Source organism: Pseudanabaena sp. lw0831 (assembly GCF_016584665.1).
Taxonomy (GTDB): Bacteria; Cyanobacteriota; Cyanobacteriia; order Pseudanabaenales; family Pseudanabaenaceae; genus Pseudanabaena.
The window spans coordinates 36,013-55,923 of record NZ_BBJB01000095.1 but is presented as its reverse complement, the minus strand read 5'-3'; the positions used below and the strand labels follow the sequence as shown (position 1 = coordinate 55,923).

At 43.0% G+C, this 19,911-nt stretch carries 14 protein-coding genes and 1 pseudogene; 9 read left to right on the top strand and 6 right to left on the bottom strand.

The genetic code is table 11. The annotated features are described in order from the left end of the window. Positions 1 to 3: 3 nt before the first annotated feature. Positions 4 to 198: a hypothetical protein gene (locus tag APA_RS20155; RefSeq protein ID WP_201324022.1), complete on the top strand. Its 195-nt coding sequence runs from the start codon at positions 4 to 6 to the stop codon at positions 196 to 198. A gap of 57 nt (positions 199 to 255) precedes the next feature. Here APA_RS20155 and APA_RS20150 read toward each other — a convergent pair whose 3' ends face one another. From APA_RS20150 to corA, 5 genes are all read right to left on the bottom strand, one after another. Beyond that, positions 256 to 711 (bottom strand): ATP-binding protein, encoded by a 456-nt coding sequence (locus APA_RS20150; protein ID WP_201324021.1) that lies wholly within the window; start codon positions 709 to 711, stop codon positions 256 to 258. 66 nt (positions 712 to 777) lie between these two features. After that, complete coding sequence (yvcK, locus tag APA_RS20145) at positions 778 to 2,121, bottom strand: gluconeogenesis factor YvcK family protein (protein WP_201324020.1); 1,344 nt, start codon at positions 2,119 to 2,121, stop codon at positions 778 to 780. Next, positions 2,122 to 2,535, bottom strand: a complete 414-nt coding sequence (locus tag APA_RS20140) for a secondary thiamine-phosphate synthase enzyme YjbQ (RefSeq protein WP_201324073.1) — start codon at positions 2,533 to 2,535, stop codon at positions 2,122 to 2,124. A gap of 41 nt (positions 2,536 to 2,576) precedes the next feature. After that, positions 2,577 to 3,341, bottom strand: coding sequence for a 16S rRNA (uracil(1498)-N(3))-methyltransferase (locus APA_RS20135; RefSeq protein ID WP_201324019.1), 765 nt, complete (start codon positions 3,339 to 3,341; stop codon positions 2,577 to 2,579). 165 nt (positions 3,342 to 3,506) lie between these two features. Beyond that, positions 3,507 to 4,655 (bottom strand): magnesium/cobalt transporter CorA, encoded by a 1,149-nt coding sequence (gene corA, locus APA_RS20130; RefSeq protein WP_201324018.1) that lies wholly within the window; start codon positions 4,653 to 4,655, stop codon positions 3,507 to 3,509. Between the two features lie 137 nt (positions 4,656 to 4,792). Between corA and APA_RS20125 the strand changes: the two genes are divergently transcribed. Then, complete coding sequence (locus tag APA_RS20125; RefSeq protein ID WP_201324017.1) at positions 4,793 to 6,373, top strand: hypothetical protein; 1,581 nt, start codon at positions 4,793 to 4,795, stop codon at positions 6,371 to 6,373. A 200-nt stretch (positions 6,374 to 6,573) separates the two neighbouring features. On the opposite strand, the gene coaBC is transcribed toward APA_RS20125, so the two are convergent. Next, positions 6,574 to 7,773 carry a bifunctional phosphopantothenoylcysteine decarboxylase/phosphopantothenate--cysteine ligase CoaBC gene (gene coaBC, locus APA_RS20120; protein WP_201324016.1) on the bottom strand — a complete coding sequence of 400 codons (1,200 nt, stop codon included), beginning with the start codon at positions 7,771 to 7,773 and terminating at the stop codon, positions 6,574 to 6,576. A gap of 121 nt (positions 7,774 to 7,894) precedes the next feature. Here coaBC and APA_RS25875 point away from each other — a divergent pair. The 7 genes and pseudogenes from APA_RS25875 (at position 7,895) to APA_RS20085 (ending at position 19,881) form a co-directional block, all read left to right on the top strand. Further along, positions 7,895 to 8,603, top strand: a pseudogene (locus APA_RS25875) (Uma2 family endonuclease). A gap of 66 nt (positions 8,604 to 8,669) precedes the next feature. Continuing rightward, positions 8,670 to 11,240 carry a TIGR03960 family B12-binding radical SAM protein gene (locus APA_RS20110; RefSeq protein ID WP_201324015.1) on the top strand — a complete coding sequence of 857 codons (2,571 nt, stop codon included), beginning with the start codon at positions 8,670 to 8,672 and terminating at the stop codon, positions 11,238 to 11,240. A gap of 205 nt (positions 11,241 to 11,445) precedes the next feature. After that, on the top strand, positions 11,446 to 12,021 hold the full coding sequence (locus APA_RS20105) for a LexA family transcriptional regulator (protein ID WP_201324014.1): 576 nt from the start codon (positions 11,446 to 11,448) through the stop codon (positions 12,019 to 12,021). A gap of 147 nt (positions 12,022 to 12,168) precedes the next feature. Next, entirely contained in the window at positions 12,169 to 12,690 is a 522-nt protein-coding gene (locus APA_RS20100; RefSeq protein ID WP_201324013.1) for a hypothetical protein, read from the top strand. Positions 12,691 to 12,827: 137 nt separating this feature from the next. Next, positions 12,828 to 14,573, top strand: coding sequence for a ShlB/FhaC/HecB family hemolysin secretion/activation protein (locus tag APA_RS20095; protein ID WP_201324012.1), 1,746 nt, complete (start codon positions 12,828 to 12,830; stop codon positions 14,571 to 14,573). Positions 14,574 to 14,616: 43 nt separating this feature from the next. Next, positions 14,617 to 15,225, top strand: coding sequence for a Uma2 family endonuclease (locus APA_RS20090; RefSeq protein ID WP_201324011.1), 609 nt, complete (start codon positions 14,617 to 14,619; stop codon positions 15,223 to 15,225). Between the two features lie 177 nt (positions 15,226 to 15,402). Next, positions 15,403 to 19,881 (top strand): filamentous hemagglutinin N-terminal domain-containing protein, encoded by a 4,479-nt coding sequence (locus tag APA_RS20085; protein ID WP_201324010.1) that lies wholly within the window; start codon positions 15,403 to 15,405, stop codon positions 19,879 to 19,881. Positions 19,882 to 19,911: the final 30 nt, after the last annotated feature.

The following is a 19,911-nucleotide window of genomic DNA, read 5'->3' as shown; positions in this document are numbered from 1 at the left end:
ATTATGTGGCAACAAATTTTATTTATTTTGCGATTATTTGTTTATTCAACGATCGCATCGGCAGTAATTAAATATGCTGCACCCACTTGGGAGTTATTGGTAAATAATTTAACAGTCGATGTAATGAATGCGATCGCTATATCTGTTATTACTTTACCCGTTAGTTTATTTGCCTTTGTACTATGGCTTAAGCGCTAATTTTCAAACCAAAACATAAAAGAGACGGCGCTTTGCGCCGCCTCTTTTATGTTTTGGTTAGACAAGCTTTGAAAAACTTTTGATCATTACAAAGCAATTACGACCGTCAGGTAAGGTCTCGTATCTGATATCGTCAGCAATTGTCTTAGCGATCATCAAGCCTCGCCCACCTGTGGGAATATCATCGATACTTTTAAAATCTTGGTTTTTTAGTGCCGCTAAAGCGACCCGATCAATTTCTGCTTGCAGATCAAATGGCTCGCCAAAGTCCCAAATCCTCATTTCCAAAAAGTATTCACTCTCATTGATCGCAATCTCAATATCAATGGGCGTTTCTTCAGACAGTCCCTCATGAGCATAAGATACTACATTGGTAAACACCTCAACCAACACGAGATTACACTGCATCCAAGTTGGTTTTGGCAATAAATTTTGAAATTGATGAAACCACTCTTGCAATTTAGCAAGAGCATAAATATCACTGTTAACTTGAATACGGTAATGCTCTAACACTGATAACTTAATCTGACTGACTTTTTAAATAATCTGACATTGTGACATTTTCAGGTTGAAATTCGACTACTGACGGTTATACCAGCGCATTAAGACACCTGCAAGTTTTTCTGAGTCATGACATACGGTTCCATTTGGTTTCTCTTGCATGATATTCGCCATCAAAACGGGACAGCCTATAAGAGCGAGACTATCACGATCTAGAGTCGTAAAATGTGACCCAGAGGAGGCATAGTGTTGTAGCGATCGCTCAGAAGGTGGATGCTTCTGAACTAAAACCACATCAAACAGTCTCACACCTGCTAGCTCATCTAAAACTCGTACATAGTCAGATACAGTATAGCCGTCAGTTTCACCTACCTGACTCATGATATTACAAAGATAGATCGATGGCACATTGCGATCGATCAATGCTTGAAGTATTTCAGGGACAAGTAGGTTAGGAATAATACTGGTGTATAAACTGCCAGGCCCAATTACGATCAGATCTGCTTCATTAATATCTTCAACAGCTTGAGGCAATCCTTTAGGATTATCTGGCTTACAACCAATATGTTTAATCTTGCCTTTAGCTTTAGGAATATTCGACTCACCCTCCACATAGCGTCCGTCTTCAAATTCAGCCCATAGCACCATATGGTCAAGAGTTGCAGGCAGGACACGCCCGCGCACAGCTAATACCTGTGAACTAGCGGCGATCGCCTTCTCCAGATCGCCTGTGACTTCACTCATCGCCGTAAGAAATAAATTGCCAAAACTATGCCCAGATAGACCTTCCCCCGTTTTAAAACGATATTGAAATAGTTCAGTGACTAACTTTTCTTCGTCAGCAAGGGCGGCGAGGCAATTACGAATATCCCCTGGTGGCAATACACCATGCTCACGGCGTAAACGTCCGGAGGAGCCGCCATCATCAGCCACGGTGACGATCGCAGTAATGTTGGCACTATATTGCTTGAGTCCACGTAATAAATTTGACAAGCCAGTCCCCCCTCCTACAGTAACAATTTTGGGGCCACGATTGAGTTTGCGATGGGAGACTAGCAATTCTAATAGCTCTTTGTCTTGATTGGGCATTAAAACTTGGGTGATCGAGCCAAGTGCGCGTTTCTGTCCCAGCCACAATAGTCCAATTCCAATTGCAAAGGCGAGTGGTCCACTCATATTGCGTGGCAAGATGGCAACCAAGGTGTCGATCGCATTACCAATCAGACGTGATAGAAATAAGATCGGGGTTAGTCTCGCGGAGATGGCAATCCCTAGAACGATTAGCACAATACCGACGATGCTAACTAGTAGCCATCGCTTGACAAATAATCCTGGTAAAAACCACTGAAACCCTCTCAGCCACTTTTTTCTCTTAACGGCTGGACGATATCGATTTGCTGGTGGCTTTCTTGAGGGCTTCATTTAGCATCCTGTAATATGTACCAGCACTTCGCGGGTATGACCCAAATTGCGATGTTCCCAGACAAAGATTCCTTGCCAAGTGCCGAGGGCAAGTTTACCATTAGCGATCGGGATCGTTTCTGATGTTTTGGTTAGCGTATTGCGAATATGCGATGGCATATCATCAACACCTTCAGAGATATGGCGATATTGACTCGCATCCTCAGGGATCAGTTTTGCAAAAAATGTTTCTAGATCTGCCAATACATCTGGATCAGCATTTTCTTGAATAATTAGACTTGCTGATGTATGACGCAAAAATACATTACACAAACCCATCTGTATACCTGATTGGGCTAAGACTGCTTCCACTTGGCGGGTGATGTTGTGCAGCTTTTTCCCATTGGTGCGAAGTGCTATAGTCTGCTGCACCATTGTTTGCACTGATTGCTGAGTTGTTTGGGGTTGATTTGGGTTCATTGAGTATCTAAAAATGCGCCGACTATTGACAATGCTAGCACTGGAGCTGTGACTGCGGATAACACCCGATCGCCTAGAGATACAGGAATAAATCCTGAAGCGATCGCCATTTCTTCTTCTCTAGGAGTCCAGCCGCCTTCGCAGCCCGTAGCTATAATTATTTGCCCATTGTTTTCAGCGAAGTCTGATGAAAAACTTGAGCTTTGTAAGCTTGTAAGTAAATGCGTCACAAGGGGACTAATCACGCAAATATATTTCAAAATTGGTGATGGTGCGTTAGCAAGATGCTCAAGCCAAGAAGTTAATGTTGTTGGCCTATTTATTTCAGGCACATAGGTACGCATCGAAAGCTCCGCAGCTTCTTCGGCAATGCGTTGCCAGCGATCGCGTTTTTGATTACCAATTTCTGTACCTGACTTGATAATTGTGCGATCGCTAAATAGCGGCACAATTTGACGCACCCCTAACTCCGTAGTTTGCCGAATTACCGACTCAATATTGCTACCTTTGGGCATAGCGATGCCAAGGGTAATCTGGGCAGATAATTCTGAATTATTTTCCAGTTTGGCAATTATCTTGGCAACATCTAGAGCTTCTGATAATTGAGCTAACCACCATCCACCTTGGCGATCGAGGGCGATAAATTCGGCTTCAGATTCTAAACGCAATACATTGCATAGGTAATGTCTTTGCTCTGAGGTGAGGGCGATCGCGCTATTAATTTGCAAAACTGGTGAGACTTGGTGCGCTTGTAAAGTCACCCTTTGAAGTCTGCGTTTGAGGGGTTGAGGAAGTAACACAATAAAGTCAGAATCGCGGATTATGCGGATTGTTGGATTTCTCGAATTTTAATCTATCCGCAGCGCAAAGCGCTGCATTAAAAATCTGTGTCATCCCTTAATCCATATAATCCGTGATTCTGACTTTTATTTTGGACTAAATAGCCAGCCTTTTTTCCAAAAGAAAAATAACAATCCCCCAGACATCGACAACATCAATAACCAACAGAGCGCGTAACCAAACGACCATTTTAATTCAGGCATATTGCCTAGTTCAGTATCAAAATTCATTCCATAGACACCAGCCACAAAGGTGAGCGGAATAAACACAGTGGAAATCACCGTCAAAAAGCGCATGATTTCGTTGGTACTATTGCTCAACGATGATAGATAAATATCCATTAAGTTGGCGGCAAGTTCGCGATAGGTTTCAACCATATCCATCACTTGAACGGTGTGGTCATAGCAGTCACGCAAGTACACCCGTACCTCTCGATCAATCATCGGGCTTTCTTCTCGAATTAGAGAATTAATCGCGTCACGCTGTGGCCAAATCGCACGTCGTAATAACAATAGCTCACGCTTGATTTTATGGATTTTATCGAGAGTTTGGCGAGTGGGCTTTTCAACCACCTCATCCTGCAAATCTTCGAGACGCTCGCCGTAGTCCTCTAACACAGGGAAAAATCCATCAACGATCGCATCAATTAGAGCATAGGCAAGGTAATCAGCTTTTTGAGATCGGATTACGCCACGATTACGATGAATACGCTGACGAATTGGCTCGAATACATCAGTTTCGGGTTCCTCTTGCACGGTCAGCACATAGTTTTTTCCCAAGATTAAACTTACCTGTTCATCATAAAACCCTCTACCATCTTCACGACTAGTCACCATGTGTAAAATGATTAATTCCTGATCCTCAAAACTCTCAATTTTGGGGCGCTGAGGAATATTAACGATATCTTCTAGTACAAGCTCATGGAGGCTAAACACCTTACCTAAACGCTTTAATACATCTTCAGAACCCAAGCCTTGGACATCAACCCATGAGACTGAGTGACTATCTAGATAAGGAATACAGTCTTCGGGAGTCGCAAGCTGAACCCCCAGAGCTTCGTCTGCGTTGTAATCAATCAAGAAAATATTAGGGATACTAGCATCTTCATCAATGATCAACGTCCCAGGTGGACTACCTGGTTCGGGTTCATTAAAGTCATAAAACTCTAAATCATCATTTTCTTCAGAATCATCTTCAATAGGACTAGGTTTAAATCTGGCTGGGTTATGGAGCATGATGAAGAGGGGCTGAAATACACTTGTTCAGTGTGCCACATTGTTAAACCTAGTTCGTCTATAAAAACTTAGATGGGATAGGATTTGTTTCTACGCGATTTCCTCACGCCTATCCTCAACATAACAAATTTAAGTCTATGAAATCAAAAATAAACCTGAAAAACATTAATACATTTAGTTTGCGATCGCTAGCTTCTTTTACCTGTTTAAGTGCAGCCTTTGCTGGAAATGCGATCGCGGGTGCATTACCTGACAAAATTTTATGGGGCAAGCCCACCTGTGACGTGAGTACTGCGGAAATTTTGCGAAAACATGAACTGCGAAAATCAGCTTTAGTCATAAGTCCTCGTGATCCAAAGACGCAAGCTCAATATCAGGCGATTATTCAAAAACACAAATCAGAATTACAAGCCTGTCGCGATCGCAATACACTCCAAACTCAAGCCACTTGGCTGCGGCTATATCCTAATGATGTCAAAGCAGGTGTATTGGAAGATGTTTTCGATAAAATGGCTAATCGCGGCTATAACCAAGTTTTTATCGAAGTTTTTTATGATGGGCGGGTGTTACTGCCTGTTGCCGACAATCCTACACCTTGGCGATCGGTGATGGAAGAGTCGGTCAAGGCGGGGGAAGTACCTGCGGACTATGATCTGTGGAAACAAGCGATCGAGATCGGTAGAGAACGGGGCATCAAAGTTTATGGATGGTCATTTGCGATGAATTTCGGCTATGGCTATAGCGAAATTAAGGGGCGTTCGGGAGCTGTAGCACTTAATGGCAAAGGGGAAAATAGTATTGCCAATACCAACTTTGATCGGAGCTTAGTTAGTAATGGACGAGCTTTTTATGAAGATGCCTATGAGGTTGATCATCTATTCGTCGATCCGTACAATGCGATCGCTAAAGCTGATCTGACATCTGTCGTCAAAGCGCTAATGCAACGTAATCCCGACGGGATGGTATTTGATTATGTACGCTATCCCACCAATTCCACTGGCGAGTTGATTGATAACGTCAAGCACCTATGGATTCACGGACAAGCTTCGCGAACAGCTTTACTGAATAGTATTGACAATAAAAATGTTCGAGAACTCATGGCGATCTATCTCCAAAATGGCGATCTGACGGCTGATGATGTGGTTCAGACTGAGAAGAAGCTGACAGATAACATTAAGGTGAAACCGACCAATATTAAAAATCCTAGAGAAACCGCTGCGATCGCACAAGGGTTACTCTGGAATATCGCGACAAACCATGCCTATAAAGGTGTGATTAATTTTGTAAACACAATCACGGCTCCTCTTCAGCAAAATAATATACCCATTGGCACTGTTTTCTTCCCCAATGGCAATCGCGCTGAGTCAGGCAAATTTGAGGCGAGAATGCAGCCTTGGGATCGTTTCCCCAATCATATGGAACGTCATCCGATGACCTATGCGCTTTGTGCTGATGGTAGCTGCGTTGCCGATCAAGTCGCCGAAGTCGTACGTCAATCAGCACCTGAGACTTTAGTTTGTCCAGTTTTGGCTGGAACTTGGGGACAGGGATTTGATGGGCATCCTAGCTTTGAAATCCAAACGAGGGCAATATTGGCTACACAACCAAAGATTAATTGCATTAGCCATTTTGTCTATGCTTGGATGGAACCCGAAAGCGATCGCCTTCGCAAATTTGGCAAAGCCACAGGTCTAGAGCCAGCAACAACACCAAACTAAAAACCATCTAAAAGCTGTAGGGGCGGGTTTTGCAAATGTATCCTGCTTTTATCAAAGAATTGTCAACTAAACCCGCCCCTACAATACCGTCCCAACATCATTCCGACCTACATTCAGCAATACTCTATTTATACGGTTTTCTCCAATAAATGCTAATTCTCAAAAAACACTTGTTGAATGTAGGCTGACAATTCTTAAAGTTAGATTAGGAAATTGAATAAACGATGGGCAAGTTCTAATTTTGAGCAGAGAGGAGTGGATTGGGTGTTGCCATTCTTATGGATAAATGTGGCTTGGTTGGTATCAGTTCCAAACCCAGTTTGAGAACCTTTAACCGCATTAGCCGCGATCGCATCTAGCCCTTTTCGCGCTAACTTCTCTTTTGCTGCCGACAAAACCTCTGACTCATTCCCAGTTTGAGCCGCAAATCCCACTAGCAATTGATCAGGACGTTTACGACTGGCAAGATCGGCAACAATATCGGGAATATATTCTAGCTCTAGTTTTAAAGGAAGTTCTGATTTAGGTAATTTGCGATCGCTCTGAAATTGCGATCGCACATCACCGATGGCTGCGGCTGCGATCGTGATATCGGCTAATGGAAATTCTTCAAGCATGACTTGGTGCATTTCTGCGGCAGTGCGAACTACCCTCACCCCTAGTCCCTCTCCGATGGGGAGAGGGGAACTAGAGGCAGTTATGAGAGTAACTTTTGCGCCACGGTGCATTGCTGCTTTAGCGATCGCAATTCCCTGCTTACCTGTGGATGGATTGCCGATAAAGCGTACAGGATCGATAAATTCTCTTGTCCCCCCTGCATTCACTAAAATCTTCTTTCCTTTTAAATCCTGTTTTCCCTTTGTAAATAGAAAAGATTCTAAATATTCCAAAATTATTTCTGGTTCTGCCATTCTTCCAGTGCCAACCGCATCACAGGCGAGAATCCCATCCGTCGGTGCGATCGCTGTATATCGATTATCTTGCAATAATTTACGCCAATTCTCTTGCACAGAGGGTTGGAGCCACATGTTCGTATTCATCGCAGGAGCAAATAGAATCGGACAAGTAGAAGCTAGGACTGTATTTGTGAGCAGGTTGTCTGCCATTCCATAAGAGAGTTTCGCCAAGGTGTTGGCGGTTACTGGTGCTAGCAAAAATATGTCAGCCCATTCTGCTAACTCAATATGTAATGGTCTACCATTGCTCGGCTGCCAAAAGTCAGCATCGGTATAGGCAGGTTGGCGCGAAAGTGTAGCAAAAGTAAGTGGCGTGACAAATTCTGCTGCTGATTTCGTTAAGATCACGCGCACTTCAATACCGCGTTTTGCCAAGCTTGAAACAACTTCACAAACTTTGTAGGCGGCAATGCCTCCAGATATTCCAATTAATACATGATTCATACTTGTGTTATAAAGTGAACAATTAGTGATGCGCGGCAAAGCCGCGCATCACTAATTGTTCGAGTATAGGTAGTGATCTATAATACGAACTAAATAGCTAGGATTTTTTTGGGGTTAGCTGATGCTACAAATAGATCGCCAATATCTACCCACCAGCGACGAATTACCAGATTCTGACGATACACCTGTGGATAACGAAGACCAGAATTTTGTACCAAATTTACTATTATTCTTGCTGGAATATATTTGGAAAAGTCACGATGATTGATACTTTGGTGTCGATATGGGTATTTATCACACCACTGGCGCAAGCCCAAGAGTGCCAGTAATTCCTGATGGCTTTTTGAGCTTGGATGTGGAGCGGCGTAAAAATGGCGGCTCGCGTAGCAGCTATGTGATGTGGGAAGAAGACTATACAGCGCCAATTTTGACTCTAGAGGTTGTATCTCAAAGCTATGGCGATGAATACGAGAAAAAATTAGAAATTTATCGCAAATTAGGTGTCAAATACTATGTAATTTACAATCCAAAATTCTGGCGGCGTGATGGACATTTACCCTTTGAGGTATACAAACTAGTGGATGGCGATTATTCAGTTACAGATTGGGGAACCCTTATGGATGCCAGAGATCGGTTTAGGGATTGGTCGCTGTGTATTGCCAAACGATCGCTTTAGACGCGAAGTTTTAAGCTGGTTTGATGAACGAGGACAGCGTTATCTCACTACTGATGAACAGGCTGATATAGAGCGCCAACGAGCAAATACTGCACAAGAACAAATTGATCTGTTATTAGCAAAGTTGCGATCGCTTGGTATTTCTGAGGAGTAAAACGTGACTATGAAAACGCGATCGCGCTAAATGTAAAATAGGGATAGCTCATATCGCCGTGAAACCATGCCCGTACCCGTAGAACAGTTACTTAACTCCGAAATCCTTAAACCAGCCCGTTATTTGGGTAACGAGTTTGGCGCAGTTCGTAAGCCTTGGGACAATGCGATCGTACGTTGGTCGCTCACTTATCCTGAAATTTATGAGGTCGGCGCGTCAAACTTGGGGCATATCATCCTTTACAGCATTATTAATTCTAAGGATGGACAACTATGCGATCGCGCCTATTTACCCGCACCCGACCTGTCGGCAAAATTACGCGAAACCAAAACTGATTTATTTGCGGTTGAGTCAAAGAGATCGCTACGGGAATTTGACATTTTGGGCTTTAGCCTCAGCTATGAGCTTGGCGCAACCAATGTTTTAGAAATGTTGGATCTTGCCAATATTCCGATGACATGGAGAGAAAGGAGTGAATTGAGTATTGAAGATTGTCCTTTAATCTTTGCGGGTGGACAGACTGCTACTTCCAACCCAGAGCCTTATGCTGACTTCTTTGATTTCTTTGCTCTCGGTGATGGGGAAGAATTATTACCTGAAATTGGCGAAGTTCTCAAAGATTCTAAATTAGCAGGTAAAACCCGCCGCGAAACCCTGTTAGCCCTTGCCAATGAAGTCGATGGCGTATATGTGCCTGAATTTTATGACATGGATATCAAAACTGGCGCGATCGCCCCTAATCGCAATGATGTCTCGCCTCGCGCCCTGCGTCGGGTTGCCACACCGATGCCAGAGCATAGTATTGGTTTAGTTCCGTTAGTGGAAACCGTTCACGATCGCTTAACTATCGAAATTCGGCGCGGCTGCACTCGCGGCTGTCGTTTTTGTCAACCAGGGATGCTCACTCGTCCCGCCCGTGATGTCGATCCTGAGAAGGTTGTGGATACGATTGAGAAAGCTCTGCGCGAAACGGGCTATAACGAGTTCTCTTTATTATCTCTCTCTTGTTCCGATTATCTGGCGCTGCCATCGGTGGGCGTACAGATTAAAAATCGTTTCAAAGATGAACATATAACTCTCTCATTGCCTAGCCAAAGAGTCGATCGCTTTGATGAGAATATCGCCCATATGTTACGCAGTGGCGATGGTCGTCAACAGCAGGGGCTGACCTTTGCGCCCGAAGCGGGGACACAGCGTTTGCGCGATGTGATTAATAAGGGCTTGACCGATGAAGAGTTATTGCAAGGCATAAAAACTGCCTATATAGAAGGTTGGGACAAAGTGAAGCTCTACTTCATGATTGGTTTGCCGACGGAAACCGATGAAGATGTAATTGGGATTGTCGATACTGTGGCTTGGTTGCAGAATGAATGTTCTGAAAAAGGGCGCAAGAAACTATCAGTTAATATAACTATTTCTAATTTCACTCCCAAACCGCATACACCATTCCAATGGCACACTGTTTCTAGTGGTGACTTTGTGCAGAAGCAGAAACTATTGCGCCAAGAATTTCGCCGTTTATCTAACGTCAAAGTTAACTACACTGATGTTCGCATCAGTGCGATGGAAGATTTTGTCGGACGGGGCGATCGCAGACTGGGCAAAGTCGTGTATCGCGCATGGCAACTGGGCGCGGGGATGGACTCATGGTTTGAGAATACGGAAAAAGCTTTTGGGGCGTGGACTCAGGCGATCGCGGAGGCAGATCTGGTATGGGATGCGCCATCGCTAAAAATGCAAGATGATTTGCCTTGGGATCACGTTGATACGGGTATCGATAAACAATGGTTGATTGAAGACTGGACACGGGCGATCGCTGCACAAACTATTCCTGACTGTTCCTTTGGTGGTTGCTCTGAATGTGGAGTCTGTGGTCCTGCCTTTGGACATAACATCGTGATTCCACCACCAGAAATCCCTCCCATTTCCCTAGAGAAGCCGATCGTTCCGCCCAGAGTCCAGCGCGTCCGTCTCAAGTTTGGCAAGCTCGGCGATATGAGTTTGATATCTCATCTCGATTTACATCGTTTCTTCCAACGTGCGGCTAGGCGTGCGGCGATACCTGTCGCTCATACTGAGGGTTTTAATCCATTACCACGTATTTCCATTGCTAAAGCTTTGCCATTAGGTCAAACCAGTAATGCCGAATTTGTTGATTTTGAACTAACCGCGCATATTCCCATTGCTGAGTTTAAACAACGTTTTAGTGCGGAACTTGATGATGACTTACCGATTTATGCGATCGAAGAAGTAGAAGTACATTCACCATCTTTAGATTCTATTCTCGAAGTCGCGGAATATACGCTGACGCTTGCCTTTATTACGCTCAAAGAGCGCAACGCTGCTGACATCATGGATCTGCTCGAAGGTGCGGGTTATTGTGTACTCGCGGCAACTTCCATTCAAATGCCAAAAGTCTCAAAATCGGGTCGTAATCAAATGTTGGAACTGCGCGATCGCATTTTCGCAATTAATGTTCTGAATCCCGATCCTGAATTTCCGAAAATTCATTTCATGGGTAGCTGCAAACCAGACAGTAATCTCAAACCTGAGTATGTAGTTTACATCATGAATAAGTATCTTGCCGAAGAGGATGAAGTAAGGTTAGTCAAAGTTCATCGTGAGTCGATGCGTTAAGACTCCTTCCTTTGCTCTGCTTTTCAGGGCAGCAGCGAATTCATCGAAGGTATCCTGTGTCTTGCCATAACTTACTCCCCTCCGCAAACTGATGTCCCTTTAATTTACATATGACATATAGGCGATTAAATCATATGATTAGCGTACAATATTCGTGTAACTGTAGCGATCTCAGTACACATGTAAATAACTTTTGGAGAATACTATGCCGCGTGGTGGGAAACGTCAGGGAGCAGGTCGTCCTGTGGGTACTGGTAAATATAACGAAACAACAAAGGCTGTGCGGTTACCAATTAGCCTCGCTGATGAAATTTTAGAAGCACTCGCTAGAGATCCGCAACAGGTAGAACCAGCAACTATTGTCTCATCTATTTTTAAAACAGACAACTTTACAAAATGTCGAGTGCCGCTCTATCTCAATCCCGTTGCCGCAGGACTTCCTGCCCCAACCGAGGATTATATAGAAGGCAAGATTGACCTCAATCGCCATCTTGTGAAACATCCTGACTCAACTTTTTTAGTTCGCGTAGTCGGAGAGTCCATGCAAGATGCGGGTATACATCCTCGTGACTTACTTGTAGTTGATCGCTCCCTTGAAGCCATTAGTGGCAAGGTAGTCATCGCTGTGGTCGATGGAGAATTAACCGTGAAACGTCTGCGTAAACATCGCAACAAATTATGGTTAATGCCTGAAAATCCAAATTTTCAGCCCATAGAAATTGACGAAAATGTCGAGCTACATATTTGGGGAGTAGTCACAAACGTAATTCATGCCCTCTAACGAAAATACAAGCTATAGAGATGTAGAGCTAGTAAAAACTAGTAAAAATATTGTTTAAGTAGTTTAAACCAATATTTTGCCTATAAATGGGGGATGACATTTAGCTTTGATTATCGTACATTAATCAAAGAGTTTTTGGTCTTGTCTATGAATCGCCTTCCTGACGCTTCTGCACCGATCCTATCCTTATCTGCCTCTAAGGCTCGTTCATTTGGTATATCAGAAAATATTGTTGGCAACAACTCCTCTTCTGAGTTTTTTGCGGTTTGGCAAATGCTCTGTTCGCGCCTAGATGCGTTCAAAGGAAATTGGCAGGTTAGCTTTTCTTCACCTTTGGCAGTATCGGATTACATCACCATGCGCTGTTTCCTAACCATTGGTGACATTACCCGTGAGGCAACAGGCAGTGATAAAGGCTGTTTAATTCAAGTAGGATCTTCGACGATTGGCGTTCATGCACCTGAGCGAGCTATGCTCAATGCTTTTTGCAATGCGGCTGTCCATTTTGGGATCATTCTCCCCTTCAAACATCTTCGTACCAAGAAACCTCCAGACGATACACATGACTTAGAGGCTGTGGTCAGTATTCTTCGTAGGATTCAACGTAAGCAAAAAATGAAACGCGGTTTCAAAGCTTTAGCTAGTCTTACTAACTTGATGATTCGCTAAACGTAAATCCAAAAGACGAGAGGCGGTGCTTTGCACCGCCTTTCGTCTTTCATATACAAAAACTTGCTCAAATGACATAATCCGAGTAAATTACAGTCCAGCAAATCAATATTGCAGCTATGTAGGGACTTGTAGTTATGTCGGAGAGTTATGGACGGTTAAAAATCACAAGGCTAATTGTCAATTTAGGCTTTGGCTTGATTAGCTATGTTGGGTTTACCTTGCCAATATTGGCGCAGACAAGAGCTAATACCCTAACACCACAAATTATTACGCCGTCGCTGCGATCGCCTTCGATACAACCTCCAGTCCAAACACCAAAACCTCTCCCTTCGCCTGACGACTTATTAAATCCATCACGCGAGCCTAGCGCTCCTCAAAAAGATATACCTGTAACTGGAACTATCACGGTTAATCGATTTGAAGTTTTAGGCAGTACAGCATTTTCTCAGTTAGAGCTTGATCAAGTTCTACTTCCCTTTACTAAACGTCCAATCACTTTCTCGGAACTGTTAAAAGCCCGATCGCTGATCACAGATTTGTATGTTAATAGAGGATATATTACATCTGGCGCATTTATTCCTACCCAAGATTTGCAGAATGGCATAGTGCGAATTCAAGTAATTGAAGGTGGGCTGGAAGAAATAAAAATTACTGGAGTCGAGCGTCTGAGTCCAGACTATGTGCGATCGCGGATGAATATTGCTACAGGCGCACCACTCAACCGCGATCGCTTGATTCAAGCCTTACAAGTTCTCCAAATCAATCCCTTAATTGCTAGCGTATCCGCAGAGCTATCAGCAGGAACGCGAGCTGGGCAAAACATCCTCGAAGTGCGGGTTAAAGAAGCAAAGTCTTTAAATGTGCAACTATCTTTAGATAATAACCGCGCTCCTAGTGTTGGTTCATTGCGCCGCAAAGTCCAAGTTAGCGAAGCAAATTTAACGGGATTGGGCGATACCCTAAATGTGGGATACAGCAACACCGATGGAAGTAATTCCTACGATCTAAGTTATGCATTGCCGATCAATCCCTACAATGGCACGATCGCATTTGCGTTTAATAATGGTAATAGCAACGTACTAGAGAAACCCTTTAATATATTGGATATCTATGCGAATTCCACATCCTATGACTTTACTTTTCGTCAGCCAATTGAGCAAACTCCTAGTCAAGAATTGGCGCTAGGTTTCACGGCTTCCTATCGCGAAAGTCTAACTAGTTTATTGCAAATTCCTTTCCCATTGTCCGCAGGAGCCGATGATAATGGCGTGACTAAGATTTCGGTTTTACGCGCTTTTCAAGAATTTACGCAACGCTCTAGTCAGTCAGTAATCTCCTTGCGATCGCAGTTTAGTCTAGGATTAGGCGGCGTATTCGGCTCCAATGTGAATGCTAGTTTTCCTGATAGTCGCTTTGTTTCATGGCGAGGACAGTCGCAGTATGTGAGCTTACTTGCGCCTGATACTTTTTTATTGCTGCGTGGTGATTTGCAATTTGGCGATCGCGCACTTTTGCCATCGGAGCAAATTGGGTTTGGTGGACAAGATACCCTACGCGGTTATCGTCAGGATGTATTGCTAGGCGATAACGGGCTAAATCTATCCGCAGAGTTGCGAGTGCCGATCTTGCGAGTGCCTGAATGGGAAGGTATATTGCAAATAGTACCATTCGTTGATGCTGCTGCCGTATGGACAAGTTCAGGAGAAGCAAACTCTAGTTCCAATACTTTATTAGGTACTGGCTTGGGCTTGCGTTGGCGAGTTGGCAATACTTTAGATGTTCGGCTCGACTATGGGATTCCTTTGATTTCTGTGCCAAATAGTCGGAATACCGCACAAGAAAATGGGCTTTATTTCAACCTCAATTTCACAGGGTTTTAAGATATAGTAACTTCATGTTAGCGATAGTTATAGAGGTGTCACCATGACCCAAACCCCAATTCGCACAGCCGCATCTAGCAAACAAGAGCAAGATCAACATCTCGTCTATTCAGGTATTACTTGGGAGCAATTTAAGCTAATCCAAACGGGTTTTGCTAATTCCACAGGTATACGACTTTTTTATTACAAAGAAACTATTGAAATTCTTATGCCAGGACGCGCCCACGAAACAGTCAGCCGATTTATTGGGTTTTTAATTGGTCTCTTTTGTCTAGAATATAGTATCGAATTTGAGCCTACAGGCTCTATGACTCAACAGCGTGAAGGCGAAGTTTCTGTTGAACCAGATGAGTCGTATTGTTTTGGCACATCAAAGCCTACTCCTGACTTAGTAATCGAAGTAATATTTACTAGTGGCAGTCCTAAAAAATTACAACGTTATCAAGCATTGGAGATTCCCGAAGTGTGGTTTTGGCAAGATGGCGTATTTAGTCTCTATCGTTTACGCGATCGCAAATATGCAGCTATTTCCCGTAGTGAAATTCCAGAGCTTGCAGGTTTAGATATAGACTTATTAACTCGCTGTGTTTTAATAGCGAAAACCTCAAGATTAGAAGCCGCAAACACTTTCCGCGATTCCCTAAAAGATTAGAGATTCCAATTGTACTTTTCAGCCAAAATGCGTATCTATCTCTAGTATATAATCTCAATCCAATTATATGTTACAGAACTTAACGCTAATATAAGCTTTTGGGTTAATCCAGTAAAGTAAAGCGTTGTATGCTAAGCATATCTATAGAATGAGCGTAAATCTCAGGATATAAAGTATATGGGAGAACATAACTTTAAGAAGACGGCTATAGCCTCAGTAATTTCAATAATTAGTTTTAGTCTTTTCTCCCATGCAAGTTTTGCTCAGAATGCGATCGCGCCCGATGCAACTCTGCCAATCAATACGTTGGTTAACTTTGATAGCACCAACAACACCTATACGATTACGGGTGGTACTCTGTCTGGCTCGAATCAGTTTCACAGTTTTCAAAATTTTTCAGTACCCACTAGCAATACTGCCCATTTCAATAACTTGGCTCAGACGACAAGCATAATTGGGCGGGTGACGGGTTCTAATATTTCTAGTATTGACGGCATATTGAGAGCAAATGGTGCGGCGAATCTATATTTGATTAACCCCAATGGCATTGTGTTTGGCAAGAATGCCAAGTTAGAAATTGGTGGATCATTTAGTGCTAGCACCGCAACCAGTTTGAAATTTCCCGATGGTAGTGAGTTTAGTGCTACCAATCCACAAGCACCAGCCGTACTAACTGTAAACGTGCCACTAGGTTTACAGTACGGTGTGAGCAACACAGGAGCCATTATTACCAATCAAGCAAACTTGGTAACAGGACAAGATTTAGTTCTAAATGCTGACAAATTAGATTTACAAGGACAACTGCAATCGGGTAGAGATCTAACACTGAAAGCACAAGATCGGATTCAGATTCGTGATACTTCTATCAGTCCATTTGTGGCGGCGGCGGGTAGAGACTTACTAGTTCAAGGAAATCAATCAGTTGATATTTTTGCGCTGAATAATAAGCAGAGTGGTCTGTTTTCTGGTGGGAATATGGTGTTGCGATCACTTAATCCTGTGATTGGCGATGCACATTATTACGCAGGAAGCAATTTCAAAATCGAACAATTAGATGGCACTTTAGGCAATCTAGAAAGTCCTAACGACCCAATTATTCGTTCTGCTGGTGATGTAGATTTTGGATTCTATATTGGTAGCTCTCTCCATATCCTTGCTGGCGGTAGAGTCAATATCGATACTGTTCTAATTACTGGAACAGATACAACGAATAATACGATTAATCCTACCAGTACTCCCAATTTAGCAAACGTGACTCTCTCTAACAGTAGAACGCTAACTATTAATGGCAGCACGCAACCAACTCTTGATATTCGATCTGGCATGAATGGATCTGATATTGGTATTTCGGGTATAAGAGGAAGTGGACTCTTTATTGATCCCTCTGGAAGTTTTTTTGTGCCTCCCCCAAATACAAATCAGCCATCTACAGGTACTGGCATTACAATTGGCGATATTAGGATTCAGAGTCCTAACGGATTAGTTTTACTGACAAACAGTTATAAGCCGAATACAACTCTTGCAGCCGAAGATATCACAATTACTGGAACTGGATTCTTTAGTCAAAATCCTGCTTTTGGAGTTATCGCAGGGATTGACACGACTAGTGATGTTGGCAATGGCGGATCAGTATTTATTGACTCCAGAGGAAGTATCAACTCTGACACAAATATTGGGACGTTATCAATCGCTCTTACTCGTAATGGTGGCAGTGTAACTTTACTTGCCAATAATGATATCCGATTTGGAGATAATGCTGTAATTAATGCTAATGCTCCTTTTCTGGGTGGACAAATCGATCTCAAAGCTAATGGAGTAATATCAGGGCAAGGAATAAGCATTCTTAGCAGAAGTTTTGCATCTACGATCGCTGGTAATAGTGGTGATATAAACATCACCGCCGCATCTCTATCCTTGACAAGTTCTTCCGTAAATCCTTCTCAAATAGTCACTGCCACTTCAGGCACTGCTAACGCTGGCAACATTACACTGAATATTAGTGGAAATGCAACGTTTGACGGTGTAGTTAATAATTCCCCAACTCAAGTAATAAGTAGAGTTTTTCAAGGTGCGACAGGTAATGGTGGAATTGTCACAGTTAGTGCAGGAGAGCTAAAGCTCCAGAATGGTGCTCAAATTAACTCTGTTACTGATGGTTTCGGGAAATCGGGAGATATTGATATTTCTGCCAATACAGTCAATATTGATGGTGTTGGTAGCGCCATCAACAACCAAGTTACACCAACAGCAAATGCTAATGGTGGCAAACTAACACTCAATACTGGCTCGCTAACAGTAACCAATGAAGGGCAATTGAGTTCATTTACCTCAGGGTTGGGTAATGCTGGCGAATTGACTATTATCGCTACTGGAAACGTAATATTTGACCGTAGTTCTGCATCTTCGGCAATTAGCTTCAGTGGAGTCGGTAAGGGGGGAGACTTATTTATCTCTGGGCGATCGCTGCAACTGCTTAACGGCTCTCAAATTAATGCGGCTGTCTTTGGGCAAGGAGATGGCGGCAAGATAACAGTTAATACAGTTAGCATTGCACTTAGTGGTTCAGGTGTGCTTTTTGGACAGGCTTTAAGTAGTGCGATCGCTACAGCAGTAAATGCAAGTAACTTGATCGGCAATGCGGGTGACATCGATCTAAAAACTCGACTTCTTACATTAGGAGATGGCGCATTTATTTCTGCTGCAAATAATGGCAGGGGAAATACTGGTAATATTGATATTCTAGCTACAGAAGCAGTTTTTATTAATAATAGCAATATTAATAACTTCATCACCGACACTGGACAAGGTAATGGAGGTAATCTAAGCATCAATTCACCATCAATTTCTCTTAGCAATGGTTCTAAAATTAGTGTAAAGACTTTGGGAATAGGGAATGCAGGTAATCTCAACCTATTTACTCAGTCACTATCTCTGAGTAACAGTTCCGCCCTAGAAGCATTGACTGATGGTGTTGGCAATGCTGGTAATATCGCCATTGCACCTAGTATATCTACTATTCCTATTAGCAATACGATTATATTAGATGGAAGTTTAGTATCAGTGGGTGTAAATCCTAATGGCAAGGGCAATGGTGGAAGCCTTTCAATTATAACGAACGCTTTACAAATCCTCAATGGCGCTCAAATTGCAGCAGGAGTATTCGGCAAAGGTGATGGGGGGCAAATTATCATCAGTTCTGACACAATTAAACTAGAAGGAAGAGGTGTCGTCTTTCAGCAAGATGAAGTTCCTAGTGGTATTTTTACATCAGTAGACAGCAATGCGATTGGTAATGCTGGTAGTTTAGATATTAGGACTCGTAACCTTGAGATATTAAATGGTGCGACTATTGGCGCAACGACAGAAGGAATAGGCAACGCAGGAAAAATTGCAATTCGAGCTAGTGATGCAATCTCTTTGAATAATGGGTCAATTCGCAGTAATGTTAGAGCAAATGGTCAAGGTGATGGTGGTAATTTGGAGATTTTTGCAAATACTTTGCACCTTGAAAATCAATCGACTTTAAGCGCTTCTACGGCAAGTGCAAATAGGGGTGGAAATATTGCAGTTACTGCAAATAACTTGGAAATTGCCAGTGGTTCGCAGTTACGTACCACTACCTCTAGCAGTGGCGCAGCAGGAAATATCTCACTATTCCTTACCGATCTATTAAAGATAGATGGAACTGATAGTGGTATTTTTGCGGGAACTACCGCTACTTCCACAGGCAGAAGCGGCACAATTTTTATCGACCCAGAGCTAGTCGCTTTGACTAACGGCGCAAAGATTTCCGTGAGCAGTTTAGGAACTGGCAATGGCGGAAATATTCAACTAATCGCAGGTTTACTATCCCTTAATGGTGGATCGCAGATTATTGCTGAAACTGCGAATGGCGAAGGAGGTAATATTGTTCTGCAAGTGCGAGATTTACTTCTGCTGAGAAATGGCAGCATCATTAGTGCTACAGCTGGAAATAATGGCAATGGTGGAAACATTGACCTGAATGCACAGTTTATCGTGGCATTTGCTAAAGAAAATAGCGATATAACTGCCAATGCCTTTAAAGGTAGAGGTGGGAATATTCAAATAACTACCCAAGGAATTTTTGGCTTAGAGTTTCGACCACGTTTAACTCCTTTGAGCGATATTACTGCTAGCTCAGATTTTGGTGTTAATGGAACAGTTAATATTAATACTCCTGGGGTTGACCCCAGCAAAGGATTAACCAATTTGCCTGTAGATATTGGTGATGCGAGTAAACTTGTTACTCAGAAATGCTTAGCCGATCGCCAAGACAGCGCCTTTATTATCACTGGTCGAGGCGGTATTCCTGTCAGTCCTGCTGATGTTATTAGTGGCAATAAGTTCCAAGAGAATTTGGGTGTAACGAATGATTCAGGGCGGATTGCTGAGTCGATTACGAGGGTAGTTAATCCTTCTGGTGAAGTTGCAATTGTAAGGGACTCTTCTCATACTGTGCCAAATCCATCTTGGGCTAAGCAAATACAATCACACCAATCTACTGAGTCATTACCCGATCGCATAGTCGAGGCACAAGGATGGACAATCAATCCCTATGGAGAAGTTTCGCTAGTGGCTGAAGTTGCTAAAGTTATACCTGCCCCAGTTTGGGCTAGACAATTACAATGCCGTTAATCAATATTAGTGATTTTGCGGCTTTTTTAA

Excerpts from the sequence above, each read along its gene's own strand:
- APA_RS20155 (WP_201324022.1), top strand. The coding sequence starts at position 4 with ATGTGGCAACAAATTTTATTTATTTTGCGATTATTTGTTTATTCAACG.
- yvcK (WP_201324020.1), bottom strand. The coding sequence starts at position 2,121 with ATGAAGCCCTCAAGAAAGCCACCAGCAAATCGATATCGTCCAGCCGTT.
- APA_RS20140 (WP_201324073.1), bottom strand. The coding sequence starts at position 2,535 with ATGGTGCAGCAGACTATAGCACTTCGCACCAATGGGAAAAAGCTGCAC.
- corA (WP_201324018.1), bottom strand. The coding sequence starts at position 4,655 with ATGCTCCATAACCCAGCCAGATTTAAACCTAGTCCTATTGAAGATGAT.
- APA_RS20125 (WP_201324017.1), top strand. The coding sequence starts at position 4,793 with ATGAAATCAAAAATAAACCTGAAAAACATTAATACATTTAGTTTGCGA.
- coaBC (WP_201324016.1), bottom strand. The coding sequence starts at position 7,773 with ATGAATCATGTATTAATTGGAATATCTGGAGGCATTGCCGCCTACAAA.
- APA_RS20110 (WP_201324015.1), top strand. The coding sequence starts at position 8,670 with ATGCCCGTACCCGTAGAACAGTTACTTAACTCCGAAATCCTTAAACCA.
- APA_RS20105 (WP_201324014.1), top strand. The coding sequence starts at position 11,446 with ATGCCGCGTGGTGGGAAACGTCAGGGAGCAGGTCGTCCTGTGGGTACT.
- APA_RS20100 (WP_201324013.1), top strand. The coding sequence starts at position 12,169 with ATGAATCGCCTTCCTGACGCTTCTGCACCGATCCTATCCTTATCTGCC.
- APA_RS20095 (WP_201324012.1), top strand. The coding sequence starts at position 12,828 with ATGTCGGAGAGTTATGGACGGTTAAAAATCACAAGGCTAATTGTCAAT.
- APA_RS20090 (WP_201324011.1), top strand. The coding sequence starts at position 14,617 with ATGACCCAAACCCCAATTCGCACAGCCGCATCTAGCAAACAAGAGCAA.
- APA_RS20085 (WP_201324010.1), top strand. The coding sequence starts at position 15,403 with ATGGGAGAACATAACTTTAAGAAGACGGCTATAGCCTCAGTAATTTCA.